This is a genomic window from Gemmatimonadaceae bacterium, from assembly GCA_030647905.1.
GTDB lineage: Bacteria > Gemmatimonadota > Gemmatimonadetes > Gemmatimonadales > Gemmatimonadaceae > UBA4720.
Genome location: JAUSJA010000026.1, coordinates 436,586 through 449,040, shown reverse-complemented (window position 1 = coordinate 449,040; position 12,455 = coordinate 436,586). Strand labels below are relative to the sequence as shown.

Annotated in this window: 12 protein-coding genes; 4 read left to right on the top strand and 8 right to left on the bottom strand. The window is 63.1% G+C overall.

Annotated features, from left to right (window positions below; genetic code table 11):
• Positions 1–3: 3 nt before the first annotated feature.
• Both Q7S20_08310 and Q7S20_08305 read right to left on the bottom strand, forming a co-directional pair.
• On the bottom strand, positions 4–732 hold the full coding sequence (locus Q7S20_08310) for a YIP1 family protein (GenBank protein ID MDO8501833.1): 729 nt from the start codon (positions 730–732) through the stop codon (positions 4–6).
• A gap of 122 nt (positions 733–854) precedes the next feature.
• Positions 855–1,781 carry a universal stress protein gene (locus Q7S20_08305; GenBank protein MDO8501832.1) on the bottom strand — a complete coding sequence of 309 codons (927 nt, stop codon included), beginning with the start codon at positions 1,779–1,781 and terminating at the stop codon, positions 855–857.
• A gap of 226 nt (positions 1,782–2,007) precedes the next feature.
• Here Q7S20_08305 and Q7S20_08300 point away from each other — a divergent pair, with 226 nt between their 5' ends.
• The 3 genes from Q7S20_08300 to Q7S20_08290 all read left to right on the top strand — a co-directional run bounded on the left by Q7S20_08300 (position 2,008) and on the right by Q7S20_08290 (position 4,279).
• Positions 2,008–2,475, top strand: a complete 468-nt coding sequence (locus Q7S20_08300) for a pyridoxamine 5'-phosphate oxidase family protein (GenBank protein MDO8501831.1) — start codon at positions 2,008–2,010, stop codon at positions 2,473–2,475.
• A 40-nt stretch (positions 2,476–2,515) separates the two neighbouring features.
• On the top strand, positions 2,516–3,472 hold the full coding sequence (locus tag Q7S20_08295) for a universal stress protein (GenBank protein ID MDO8501830.1): 957 nt from the start codon (positions 2,516–2,518) through the stop codon (positions 3,470–3,472).
• A gap of 150 nt (positions 3,473–3,622) precedes the next feature.
• A complete protein-coding gene (locus Q7S20_08290; GenBank protein MDO8501829.1) occupies positions 3,623–4,279 on the top strand; it encodes a BON domain-containing protein in 657 nt (218 codons plus the stop codon).
• 100 nt (positions 4,280–4,379) lie between these two features.
• Here Q7S20_08290 and Q7S20_08285 read toward each other — a convergent pair whose 3' ends face one another.
• From Q7S20_08285 to Q7S20_08270, 4 genes are all read right to left on the bottom strand, one after another.
• Positions 4,380–5,552 carry a hypothetical protein gene (locus Q7S20_08285; GenBank protein MDO8501828.1) on the bottom strand — a complete coding sequence of 391 codons (1,173 nt, stop codon included), beginning with the start codon at positions 5,550–5,552 and terminating at the stop codon, positions 4,380–4,382.
• 96 nt (positions 5,553–5,648) lie between these two features.
• Entirely contained in the window at positions 5,649–6,218 is a 570-nt protein-coding gene (locus Q7S20_08280) for an HlyD family efflux transporter periplasmic adaptor subunit (GenBank protein ID MDO8501827.1), read from the bottom strand.
• A 36-nt stretch (positions 6,219–6,254) separates the two neighbouring features.
• A complete protein-coding gene (locus Q7S20_08275; GenBank protein MDO8501826.1) occupies positions 6,255–6,914 on the bottom strand; it encodes a response regulator transcription factor in 660 nt (219 codons plus the stop codon).
• Entirely contained in the window at positions 6,911–7,963 is a 1,053-nt protein-coding gene (locus Q7S20_08270) for a sensor histidine kinase (protein MDO8501825.1), read from the bottom strand. The genes Q7S20_08275 and Q7S20_08270 overlap by 4 nt, the downstream gene beginning before the upstream one ends.
• Positions 7,964–8,181: 218 nt before the next feature.
• Between Q7S20_08270 and Q7S20_08265 the strand changes: the two genes are divergently transcribed.
• Positions 8,182–9,804 carry an ATP-binding protein gene (locus tag Q7S20_08265; protein MDO8501824.1) on the top strand — a complete coding sequence of 541 codons (1,623 nt, stop codon included), beginning with the start codon at positions 8,182–8,184 and terminating at the stop codon, positions 9,802–9,804.
• 27 nt (positions 9,805–9,831) lie between these two features.
• On the opposite strand, the gene Q7S20_08260 is transcribed toward Q7S20_08265, so the two are convergent.
• Both Q7S20_08260 and Q7S20_08255 read right to left on the bottom strand, forming a co-directional pair.
• Positions 9,832–11,094 (bottom strand): MgtC/SapB family protein, encoded by a 1,263-nt coding sequence (locus tag Q7S20_08260; GenBank protein ID MDO8501823.1) that lies wholly within the window; start codon positions 11,092–11,094, stop codon positions 9,832–9,834.
• Between the two features lie 5 nt (positions 11,095–11,099).
• Positions 11,100–12,434, bottom strand: coding sequence for a universal stress protein (locus tag Q7S20_08255; protein ID MDO8501822.1), 1,335 nt, complete (start codon positions 12,432–12,434; stop codon positions 11,100–11,102).
• Positions 12,435–12,455: the final 21 nt, after the last annotated feature.

Sequence of the window (12,455 nt, the reverse complement as noted above, 5' to 3'; positions counted from 1 at the left end):
CGATTATCCCTGGCTCAACGCGGCGTACAGCGCGGGCAGAAGAACCACTACCCAGACCGCGGCCGCTGCGAACGCCGCACGCGCAACTGGAATGCGGGCCACCACTGCGAGTCCGATCGCCAGCAAAGCCGTTGTCCAGATCGTGAATACGTCGAGCCCGTCGAGTATCGTGAGCACGAACGGATTGGTGGAAGACACGTCGAGGAATCGCGCGATTCCCAGACTCACGCTGTAGCGCGAGTTGATGCTCTCCGGCGCCAGCGCCAGGCCCTGTATCGCATTGAGCACCATCTCCGCAAGACGCGGGACCTGCGAGTACGTCGCGATCATCAGCGCCGCTACGAACGCGACTTTCGCGTTCACCAGCTTTCCGGCGAGCCACAGCACCGCAGCCGTAACCGCCACCCCGACCGGGATGGCAATCATGTAACCGATGACCGCGAACTTCTCCATACTGTTCTGCAGTCCGGATATCTGGTCGGGCGTCAGGCTGGAATTCTTGGCCGCCATCGCCGCCGCTTGCTTCGCCATCTCCGCGTCCATGATGGGAGCTAACCCGTTATACAGGGCGAAAAAGAGAATTCCCGAGATCACCATGAGCACGACCAGCGCCGCACCGAACTTTCCCTCGCGCCGCCGCTCGAACACCTGCGACGGCTGATAGAAGATGTCGATGAAATCTTCCCACAATCCCGCCTTGGCGGGGACAGGGCTGGAGGTGGCGTCGGTCATCGGAGAAAGCTCCGGATCGGTGTGAGTGCGGCGTTCGCGCCGTGCGTACTACGCCAGTCGAGCATCGTCAACGGACAAAATGTACAGCCACCCGGCACTTCGTGCAGCGGTCCGGCGCTCTGCTACTCCGCTGCGGGCGCGACCAGCACGGCGCAGTCCGCGTTTCTGACGAGACCGGTCGAGACACTTCCGAGAAGGAAGCGCTCCATCCGGTTATGGCCGTGGGTTCCGGCAGCGATCATGTCGGCACCGACGCGCTCGGCAAATTCCACCACCGCCTGCACCGGCTTTCCGTTGAGGACCACCGGCTCGACGATTATCTCCGGTGGCGCCTTCAGGACCTCGATCATGCGCCGGAACCATACGACCACATCGCCGGGATAACGCACCTCGTCCGGCATCGCAAAGCCCTCCGGATAGAGAGGTACCGGCGGCTCGACGAATACGAGGTAGAGCATGCCGGACCGGCCCATCATGTCCAGCGCAACGCGCGCTGCCCTGACGCTCGACGGAGAGAAGTCCGTCGCGACGACGACTGTGCGAACCGTGTCCATCTCCCCCGCAACCGCCAGCACTGGAACACTCGACAGCCGCATGACCTGAAGTGTGGTCTCCCCCCCGAGGATCCTGTCCATGAGACCATGCCTGCGCCGCCCGATCACGATGAGACTCGCACCGCGCTTCTCTGCCGCCATGGTGATCATTCGTGCCGGCCTACCCAGAACGACCTCGCGCGACCACTCGGTGCCGACGTCGGCGGCCTTGAGAAGATCCGCGATCGCCGAATCCCTCAGCTGTACGCGCAGCTGCTCGACATTCTCCCTGCTCGCGTCCACACCCGGATCGAGATGGTAACTCGGGAACGGCGGGATCACGCTTACGACATGAACCGGGCAGTGCCTCGCTTTCCCGATCGGTGATGCGCTGTTGAGCGCCGCGATCGACTCTGGAGACCCATCGACGCCAACCACAACGCCACCTGGTACGGACGATTCGTATTCCCAGCTCTGCCATGAGCTGGAAGGTGCTGATTGGGTTAGGGCGGTCATACGGCCTCCGGTTCGTCGCTTGCGGACGATGTGATCGGCACGTTCTTGGTGCCATACGCCAATCTTGCCCGCGCGCCCAGCCTGCGGAGTCATCATTTGCCGGAAGATACGTGAGGCCCGATCCGCGGGACCGTAGGTGATATCCTCACAAAGGTTGGTCGAAAGCGCTGACTGTACCCTTAACCCCGAACTGCGATTCTTCCTCAGTCAAATCGAGCGTGGTCCGATGACCAGACCCAGGCAAGCCATCCCGACGTTTCGCGACCTCCTGCCCGATGAAGTGGACGCTATTCTCAGCCGCAACCACGTCGGACGGATCGCCTACTCGTTTCATGACTCGGTGGACATCAGACCGATTCACTACGTGTACAGCGACGGCTGGCTTTACGGCCGCACGTCACCGGGTGACAAGCTCATGACCCTTCGTCACAACCAGTGGGTCGCTTTCGAGGTGGACGAGATCTCGGGGCCGCTGGACTGGAAGAGCGCGGTGGTACGCGGGACGTTCTACCATCTCGACCCTGAGGGATCGAAGTACGATGTGCGAGCCTACGAGCGTGCCTTGCGTCTCATTCGGGAGCTCGCGCCAGCGACGCTCGCAGCCGAAGACCCGCTTGCATTCAGATCGGAGTTTTTTGGTATATCGATAGACACGGCCACTGGCCGCGCATCGTCAACCGGACGCAAGGCATGAATGCCCGACGCCGGGGAACCTCGACTTCAAGGGAGGAGTCATGTACCGTAACGTAATGGTCCCCGTTGACGGGTCTTCGTTCTCGAGGGAGGCGGTGCTGCACGGCCTCCGCATCGCATCCCGCAGCGGCGCGACGCTTCGCCTCGTTCGCGTTGCAACGGTTCCCGTTTTCCTTGGGGGACCCGACGCCGTTTCGATCGAGAGCGAGAGCCTGAAACAGCTCCAGTCCGCGGAGCTTGCCGATCTCTATGCCATCGCCGCCGAGTGCCGCGCTCATTCCACCGTGAACGTCACTGCCTCGCTCGAGTACGGCCCGGTGGTGGACGCGCTGATTGGGTACGCCCGGCGCCACAACGTGGACCTCATCGTGATGCGCAGCCATGCCCGCAGAGGACTCGCCCGCATGTGGTTCGGCAGCGTCGCCGACGGGCTCATTCGCGAGAGTGGAATCCCCGTGCTCGTCGTGCGTCCCCCTTCGGTCGGGACCGCGCTCGAGAAAGGCTACGGTCTTCGCCGTATTCTCGTCCCCCTCGACGGGTCCGCGCTCGCTGAGCAGAGTCTCGCGTCGGCCGTCGCGCTCGCGAGGATCGAAGGCGCGTCCCTGATGCTTCTGCTCGTGGTTGCGCCCTGGCTGCATCGCCCGCGTGGCGAGCTCGAATCATCCATCGGGCCGGCGAGCGCGCGGGACGTAGCCGCGGCACAGGAATACCTCGATGCACAGCTCACGTCTCCGCCCGACAGGACTGTGGCGATCACCCGCCGCGTGCTGGTTTCGAGCGACGTGGCCGAGACGATTCTGAGCGTTACCGAGGCCGAGGAAATGGATCTCGTGGCCATCGCGACACGGGGACGCGGCTCGCTCGCCCGCGCGACCAGCGGCAGTGTTTCCGATCGCATCATGACGGAGTCGGCGGTCTCGACGCTCGTCGTTCATCCTGCGCCCAAGGCACGGGAGAGTACTGTTGACTCTTCGAAGTGGGTGCCCGCTACCTTCTGACCGAGGGTAATGCACACACTCGTTCGCAGATACCTCAAGACTGAAAAGCCGCAGATATTCCGGGGAATCCCTACACGAAATCATCCGGCCGCTGACAGACAGATCGGCGCTCGCTTTTCATACTTGTAGGTATGTCCACAGGGAGGGACTATGCGAACTGACCAGGAGCTCCAACGCGACGTGATCGCCGAGCTCAACTGGCAGCCATCACTCCGAAATGAAGAGGTCGGAGTGGCGGTCAAGGATGGTGTAGTGACGCTGAGCGGCGACGTAACGACTTACGCGAGAAAATTCGAAGCGGAGCGCGCGGCCGAGAGCGTGCACGGGGTGAAGGCGGTAGCCGTAGACCTGAATGTCAAGCTGCCAAATTCATTCGTTCATTCGGACACCGAGATCGCCCATGCGGCCTTGGATGCGCTCAAGTGGGACGTCGAGGTGCCCGATGACAAGATGCAGCTTCGCGTCGAGGACGGACGCATCATTCTCGAGGGCGAGGCGGAATGGCAGTACCAGCGCGCCGCCGCCGAGCGTGCAGTTCGGTATCTCTCAGGCGTGAAGAGTGTATCCAACCTCATCGCGGTGAAGCCGAAGAAAGTCTCCTCGTACGACGTGAATCGGAAAATTCACGAAGCATTCAAGCGAAGCGCAGAGATCGACTCCAGCCACATCACCGTCGAGTCGACCGACAGCAAGGTCATTCTCAAGGGCAAGGTCCGCTCGTGGGCCGAGCGCCGTGACGCCGAGAACGCGGCGTGGGCAGCACCGGGAGTGACACAGGTGGACGACAGGCTGGCAGTGGCTTTCTGAGCCGGCTAGAGTCTCGAGGATCAGCTCTGCACGGGTTTCCCCGTGCAGAGCTGATTTTTTTCAGCAGGGAGTCGGTAAGTTTATGAACGGTGAATTGCCCTCACGTCGGTACCGCTGTTGCTCCCTGCGGACTGACGCTGGAGCGAGCGTCAATCTCGGCTTCCGGTGTGGGGGGCTCGACGTCCGGCAGTCTATAGCGAAGCCGTGCCGCCATGCCGCCGTGGCCGTCGAGCTGCCGGGCGGCCTCTCGCGAGACCTCTTCTACAAGTGCGCCCTGAGCCAGCGCCTTGCGCACCGCGTCCTCCGCGTCAGCGGCATGATCTTCGATGAAAGCATGCGTCAGATAGAGATCGCGGACCCGTGACTGCTCGAGTGCATGGCGTGTTTCCGCTGGTCCGAGTGCGACAAGGCCGCTCCCGTTCGCATTTCCCATGATGTCTTCTATCTGGCGCAGATCGGAGGCGTCGCGGAGTGTGGAAGCGCCGTGCTCCGCGGCCGCAGCTATTTCTGCCTCGGATGCATGGACGTCCAGAGACTCGAGGTCTAACACGCGACCGGGTGCCGAATCGGCAAGCGACTGCGCGAGGTGTGTACTGACGCCCGGAATGCCGCCGGTGAGGATCCAGCCATCGGTGCCGGCTAGCCGCAGCGCCTGGTCGGAGACCTCCTTGAGCATGCGGTTGGTACCTTGCAACAACACGCGCTGCGCCGCATCGCGCCCGGTCGTACCTCGTACACCGGGGTGGAATCCAACCCGCGGCGAATCGCCCATGTGCAATGGCGGCCCGAGCACTGCGTGAGCGTGGATCGTCTTGACCTTGTCGAGCGCCTCCCGGTCATAGCGATACAATGTCGCTTTCCGAGCGTCGGCGAGCGCTACGACGACCGGGCGCGTCTGCTTGAGCGCACGGATGTACGGCGCCACGCAGGCCCCGGTGCTCCACACCGCCATGGTCGGCATTTGAACGGGGAGACGCTCGGCAACTCGCACCCCCTCGGGAGTGATGAATGCCACCCACCCGCGCGCGCCGACTCCAGGCGACAACGGAGCGAGCTGCTCCTCGAGGAGCGTCACGCAGTGTTCGAACTGCTCACGCTCGGTGTGCGACGAATCCGCAAGCCAGGCGCGCAGGTCCTTGAGCGAGTTCTCGAGCTGCACGCGCCATGCCCGCTGCGCCGCGAAGTCCTCCGCCGTACCGTCCAGGTAGACGCTCAGCACGCGCGCGTTATGCAGCGATCGCTCGAGCATCACGAGTTCCGTGTATGTCAGCATTTGTCTCTCCTCAAGCCAGGTGCTGGTAGTGCACGTCAGCATCTACATTCCGGCAAATACTGCGCCGACCCTGGCGGGTGATCATCAGAAGTTTTTTCAGCGCACTCTCGAGCCGTCGTCCACCTTGTCGGATGGAAATAGAACGACCCGCTCCCCCGCCTTCAGTCCGCTGGTGATCTCGACCGATGCGCCGGTGCGATGGCCGATCTCGACCCTTCGCAGCCGCGCGCGCTTGTTCTCCACCGCAAACACCGCCCAGCCCCCACCGCGCTGGAACAGTGCGCTCGACGGAATCGTCAGAACGTCGCTCGACTCCCACACCGTCGCCCTGATCTCGACTCTGAATCCATCGCCGAGCGATGGAGGAGGATCGAGTAGATCCACGAGGACGTTCACACGTTGCTCATCTACGCCCAGGGCGGAGACGCGGGTGAATGCCGATGGCTCTATCGCGCGGACACTTCCCGAGAGCGCGTGATCACCTCCCCACTCCACGATCTCGACGGCATTTCCCGGGTGAATGCGAACGGCATCCGAAGAGAGAACGTCCGCGATCACCTCGAGAGCGGCCGCATCGCCGAGCTCGATGATGGGGGTACTCGCCGCAATCACACGCTCGCTGGGCTCCGGCACACGCAATACACGGCCGCAATCACGGCCTTGCATTCACCACCCAGAAGCGGATCCAGTCGCCGACCTTCGCTACTGGCTGAGCAGTCCGAGCTTCAACGCGAATGCCACATAGTCTGAGCGATGCGACAGCCCCAGCTTCTCGTTGATCCGCTGCTTGTACGTATCCACGGTCTTGGGGCTGATGAACAGCTTTTCGCCGATCTCGGGAGCGCTGAATCCGCCGGCTACATAGCGCAGCACGTCGCGCTCGCGCTCGGTCAGCTTCTCGTAGCGATCTCGCTCGTCCGCATGCTCCGACTTGCGCTTGATCCCCTGCGCCAACGCACGCACCGCGGTCGGCTGCATGTACATGTCGCCATGCGCCAGTGATCGTACCGCATCCACCAGCTCCCGGTCGGCGGCGCTTTTCACCAGATACCCGCTCGCCCCCGCCTCGAGGACCTTCACCAGATAGGCATCCTCGGCGTGCATCGTCAGGATCAGGATCTTCGCACGGATGTTCTTCGACACCATCTCCTGCGTCGCGGCGATGCCGTCCATCTCTCCCATCGAAAGATCCATCACGACCACGTCGGGGTCAACGCGCTCGGCAAGTGCGACGGCTTCGCGTCCATTGGACGCCTCACCTATCACCTGGATGTCCTTCGCGGAGCCCAGCACCGCCTTGACCCCGGCTCTCACGACCGCGTGATCGTCGGCGAGTATCACCTTGATGACGTCCGCGGTCATGACGCCGCCTTCTTCGTCTGCAGCTTGGCTATCACTCGTGTTCCTCCGTTAGGCACGCTGTCGATCTGCATACTTCCTCCCGCAAGCGTGATGCGGTCCCTGATCGATGCAAGGCCTGATCCCCGGGTGGAAGCGGTTACCGCGGCGGCATCGAATCCGCGCCCGTCGTCAGCGACCTCGATGCGAATGCTGCCATCCCACGCCACCACCTCGACTGTAGCGTATTTCGCGTGCGAGTGCATCTCGATGTTCCGCAGTGCTTCCTGCGCCACCCGGAAAAGTGTGGCCGAAACGTTGCCCGGGATAGGAGCGCCGGTCACCGACGCCTTGACGTGCACCTTTATGCCCGACCGGTCGCTGACCTGCCGCGCCAGCGCTCCGAGCGCCGCCTCCAGCCCGAGATCCTCCGCCACCCTCGGATGCAGCGAGTAGGAGACATTCTTCACTTCCTCCAGCGCCGAACCGATGAGACCATTGGCCGCGGCGAGCCGATTCTTCATGTCTCCCGAGGCCTCGGTGGATGCCGCCGAAAGCTGAAATCGAGCCGCAGCCAGTGTCTGAGCGATCGAATCGTGCAGCTCGCGCGAGATGCGTGCGCGTTCCGCATCCTGCGCGTAAACCACCTCCGCGCCGAGATCCTGGATCCGCTTCCGCTCGGCGGCGAGCGAATCGAGAAGTTCGTTGATCGTCGAGCCAAGGCGCTTGAGCCCCGCATCGGCGAACAGCGACGGCGTGTTCCGGGCTTCGAACTCCCCAGCCGAGACATGGTCGGCGAGTTGCTGAAGATCCGCTACCGGGCTGAGCGCGACACGCACCAGAATCAGGTTCACCACTGACGCGGCGGCGAGCGCCGTGAGCACCGCGACCATCTCCGCGTTGTCCCTGCCGTCGAACGCGATGGTCTGCACGATGATTGCCGCGGCAACGATGATGACGTTGGCGCCAATCAGCTTGCCAACGAGCGGAACGCCCAGAATTGCCCGGACGATCCGCGCAATCAGGGATCCGCGAGCTCGTCGTCTCGCACCGAGTGCCACTGTCATACTCATCGCTGCCTCCATCGGATACCGATCTGTTCGACGATCAACGCCGTGACCGTGGCTTCTTCCGCCGATGAGCCAACCTACCCGAACTGCTCCTCATGCTCTGTCGGGCGGAGCGTGGAAGGTTCTGTAGGGGATTCCCCGGTTCGGGTTTCGTGGCCAGATTCGGCAACCGGAACGCCTCACCGCAGCACGCAAGACCCCGGAGCATAAATTCCTCTCCGATGACCGAAACCCTGAACGGCCCCCCGGCTGCAACGATCACCGATTCGATCCTCGCGGCGATCGTCACGATCTCCGCCGACGCGATCATCTGTGTGGACGAGCAACAGGTGATCATCTTCTTCAATGACGGCGCCAGGGAGATCTTCGGCTACGCGCCCGAGGAGATCATGGGAAAGCCGCTCGAGGTGCTCATTCCGCAGCGATTCCGGGCGACCCATGCTGCTCACGTGGAGAGGTTCGGTCGATCGGATGTGCACGCGCGACGAATGGGCGAGCGCGGCCAGATCCTGGGGTTGAGGAAGAACGGCGTGGAGTTCCCGGCGGAAGCCGCGATCTCGCACCTCGGCTCAGAAGGCAATCCAGTCTATTCCGTGGTGCTGCGCGACGTCACCGAGCGTCGGCGCGCGCATGAGACGCAGCGGTTTCTCGCCGAAGCGGGAGAGGCGCTGGCGTCGTCCCTTGGGCCCGAGGACACCCTGCGCAATGTCACGCGCCTGGTCGTTCCGCATCTCGCGGACGCGTGCGTGGTCAACGTGTATCGTGGAGGTCGTTTTCACGGGGCCGCGGTGGCTCACGTGGACCCCGAGCGGGCGATAGCGCTGGAACGAATTCGCACCGAGCATCCCATAGACCCATCGAGCAACCACCCGGTGGCACGGGTGATCCGCACCCTGGCGCCGCTCATCATCGCCGGTTCCGAAGGTACGACGACGGCGTCTGGAGATATTGACGACGAGCCAAATGATATCTTCAACAAGCCGCCTTCCGCGGCGATCGTTCTCCCGCTCAATGCGCGCGGCCAGCTCCTCGGTGTCATGGGTCTTTATCGCAAGCACGGATCATACGATGCGGCAGATGTCTTCCTCGCCGAAGAAATCGGACGACGCGCCGCACTGGCGATGGACAACGCGCGGCTTCACGATCTCGTGCACGCCGGCGTCCGCGCCCGTGATGACATAATCGGAATCGTGTCGCACGATCTGCGGAATCCGGTCAATGCGGTCCGGATGCTCTCCGGCGTGATGCTGGATCGCGAGCGCGAGGAAGCGCTGGCGCCTGATATCGCAGAATACGCGAGCGTCATCAGGCAGGCGGCGGAGCAGATGGACACGCTGATTCGCGATCTCCTCGACGTGACACGCGTCGAAGCGGGACAGCTCAAGGTGGATACAGCACGGGAAAACACCGAAGAGCTCCTCAGCGACGCGCTGCGAACGCTGGCTCCGGTGGCAGCGGAGAAATCGCTGACCCTGCGCCTCAATGCGCCCAACGATCTTCCCTTCGTAATGGCCGATCGCGAGAGAGTGGCGCAAGCCATCTCCAATCTCGTCGGGAACGCGGTGAAGTTCTCTCTGCCAGGAAGCGAAATCATCGTGAGAGTCGCGGTCCTCGATGGTGACCTCTTGTTCTCGGTGAGTGATCGCGGCCAGGGCATGACGGCGGAGCAGTTGTCGCACGCGTTCGACAGGTTCTGGCGGTCCAGCCGCACCGACCGGCAGGGTGCAGGCCTGGGCCTCGCGATCACCAAGGGAATCATCGAGGCGCACGGCGGCCGCATCTGGGCCGAAAGCATGCCCGGCGCGGGGAGCACTTTCTATTTCACGCTTCCGATCGCAGCCTGATCCCTTGGCCTGAAATACAGGAAAGTGTTACGCAATCAGCAGACCCAGTCCGCTGGCCAGCGCCAGCGCCACGAGCCCGATTCCGGCAATGCGCCGTGTCTCGCTACTGCCGAGACCCAACACGAGCCCGAGCTTGAGCACCGTGTTCGCGATGATGCCGATCGCGATCGCTCGCGCTGCGATCCCGGGCGATAGAGATTCGCCCATCCTGCTCATCGAGACAGTCAACGCATCCATGTCGGTCAAGCCGAGCGCTGCTGCAGCCGGATAAACGCCCGCACTTCCCCAGCGGCTCCGCACAGCCGTGACAAGGACTATCGCTATCTGGAACGCGATAGCCATCCTGATCGCGGCGCCAAGCTTGAGCGGACTCTCGGCGAGAAGAACCTCCCCGCCGTTCGCCTCATGTCTGCGGCGCAACGCCCAGGCAAGCATGCCCGCGCCCAGCAGAAACGGCGGTACCACGAATAAGACAAGACTTCGCGCGACATCCACGTCGAGCGCACCGCTGACGATGAGCACACGCAGAATAAGCACTGTGCACGCGCCGATGATTCCGAACGCAAGCGATCGCGATATCGCCGCGTTCCGCTTGCTCTCGCGCGAGAACTCGAGAGTGACCGCAGTGGACGAAACCAGGCCGCCTGCCAGTCCTGTGAGTATGTACCCGGCGCCCGGTCCGAGCGCGCGACGGGCGAGAAAGCCGACGAAATTCAGACCCGAGAACAGCAGCACAATCATCCACAACGCGCGCGGTCTTACCTCGAGCGCACCGAGGAATGGCCCGGCGGGAAGAAGCGGCAGCACGACGAGCGCGAGTACGGCGAACTGAAGCGCCGCACGAAGCTCGTTTTCTCCCACGCGGCGCACGGCCCAGTGCAGCTTCGTCTTCTCGCTCAGCGCGAGAACGACGAGCGAACCGGCGCCCGCGGAAATCGCGAGGAATCCGTCGCCTGCCAGCGTGCCGAGCAGCACCACAGCCAGAGCTGCCACCTCAGTGGTGCCATCCAGCTCAATCTCCGGACGGCGAACCGACATGAGATAGGCCCCGACGCTCATCGCCATCGCTCCCGCTATGATCACTGACGCGACGGCTTCGTGCGACTGACTCAACAGCAGCCCCGCGATCCCGCCAATCAGCCCGAGAAGAAAGAACGTCCTCAGCCCGGCGAAACGCGCGCGCGGCCCTGTCGCATGGCCCGACCATTCACGCTCGAGTCCGACGCCGAGCCCGACCAGCGACGCTATCGCGAGCCGGACTACGATTTCCAGCTCGGGCCCAAACTGCACTGGCTTCAAGTCGCCTTCGCCACCGGCTTTGAACGGTTTTCGCGGCCGAACAGAACCAGCGCCTGGCCACCTTCATACGCCACGCGAAGCGCCATGTCCTTTCCGGTCTCGTCCTTCAGGATGTCAATGGAGGAAATCCTTTCCATGCTGTGCGTCAGATGGCGATCACTCCCCGTGAATTCACCAAGCATGATCTCCACCCTCCCGCTTTGCCTGTCGTAGTCGGCGCCAAGGAACGGGAAGTCCACGACTTCTGATTGAGAGCCGATCGCGGGGTCATCTATCTCGAGAGTCGCGCGGCGTGCAGCATTGCGCTTCGAGAATTCGGAGAGCTTCGCCGCCCATTCGCTGCGCGTCGCCGGATCCGCGTCGGCATGGAGTGAGTCCGCGATCCGCTCGGTGCGGGCGCCCACTCTGTCCGGAACGATCAGCACCGAAGTCGTGGCCTTGTGAACGAGACCGGTGGCGACGCTTCCGACGAGGATTCTCCTCATGAGTCCGGCTCCCCGAGTTCCCGCGACGATGAGATCCGCACCTGCATTCCGCGCGAAATCGGCGATGGCGTTGGCAGGCCGACCGCGCAGAATCGTCGGTTTCGTCTCGATTCCCGCCGGTGCCGCAAGAGCTTCCGCGAATTTCTCCAGCTCACGCTCAGCGGCCTTGTCGTACTCCACTTCCCACATTCCGGTGCCGTCGAATACAGTGACGGAGGGACGAACGTGGACAAGGTTCACGAAGCAATCGGCGCTGACGAGGCGCAGGCCCGCTCGCGCCGCATTCATGCTCTGCGCGCTGAAGTCCACCGCGAACACGGCCTGACGCGGAAGCGACTCGAACCCTGAAGCGAGGAGTACCGGTACTTCCGATTGTCTCAGAACCTCGAGCGCCGTCTCTCCGTCGAGGATCCTGTCTATCACGCCGTGATGCGTGAGCCCGATCACGATGAGCTGCGAGTGGTTCTGTCTGGCGAGGTCAGTGATCTCCCTGGCAGGGCGTCCGTACAGAACGGTAATCGGCCACTTGCTCCCGGCGACTCCAGCGTCGTCGAGCTGTGTCCTGACCTTGGTCTTCAGCGCAGTCATGTGCTCCGGCGTGACGACGAGCGGTTGAAGCAATCCCTGCGCCTCGGGAACGATCATCGGCAACGGCTCGACCACGCCGACCACTTCGACGTCCGCACTGAGCTTTTCCCTCAGCGCCAACGCCGCGCGAAACGCTGCATCGGAGGGCGCGCCTCCGTCAGTGGCGACAAGCAGTGGACCCGACGGCTGTGTCCTGGGCGGCGGGTAATAGATGCCGAGCTGGCCCGCTTCAGGGGCGTTCTGTGCGGAGTTCATCATGGCTGGATCCTCCATTGGTCT

Excerpts from the sequence above, each read along its gene's own strand:
- Q7S20_08300 (MDO8501831.1), top strand. The coding sequence starts at position 2,008 with ATGACCAGACCCAGGCAAGCCATCCCGACGTTTCGCGACCTCCTGCCC.
- Q7S20_08305 (MDO8501832.1), bottom strand. The coding sequence starts at position 1,781 with ATGACCGCCCTAACCCAATCAGCACCTTCCAGCTCATGGCAGAGCTGG.
- Q7S20_08290 (MDO8501829.1), top strand. The coding sequence starts at position 3,623 with ATGCGAACTGACCAGGAGCTCCAACGCGACGTGATCGCCGAGCTCAAC.
- Q7S20_08270 (MDO8501825.1), bottom strand. The coding sequence starts at position 7,963 with ATGAGTATGACAGTGGCACTCGGTGCGAGACGACGAGCTCGCGGATCC.
- Q7S20_08285 (MDO8501828.1), bottom strand. The coding sequence starts at position 5,552 with ATGCTGACATACACGGAACTCGTGATGCTCGAGCGATCGCTGCATAAC.
- Q7S20_08295 (MDO8501830.1), top strand. The coding sequence starts at position 2,516 with ATGTACCGTAACGTAATGGTCCCCGTTGACGGGTCTTCGTTCTCGAGG.
- Q7S20_08310 (MDO8501833.1), bottom strand. The coding sequence starts at position 732 with ATGACCGACGCCACCTCCAGCCCTGTCCCCGCCAAGGCGGGATTGTGG.
- Q7S20_08275 (MDO8501826.1), bottom strand. The coding sequence starts at position 6,914 with ATGACCGCGGACGTCATCAAGGTGATACTCGCCGACGATCACGCGGTC.
- Q7S20_08265 (MDO8501824.1), top strand. The coding sequence starts at position 8,182 with ATGACCGAAACCCTGAACGGCCCCCCGGCTGCAACGATCACCGATTCG.
- Q7S20_08280 (MDO8501827.1), bottom strand. The coding sequence starts at position 6,218 with ATGCAAGGCCGTGATTGCGGCCGTGTATTGCGTGTGCCGGAGCCCAGC.
- Q7S20_08255 (MDO8501822.1), bottom strand. The coding sequence starts at position 12,434 with ATGATGAACTCCGCACAGAACGCCCCTGAAGCGGGCCAGCTCGGCATC.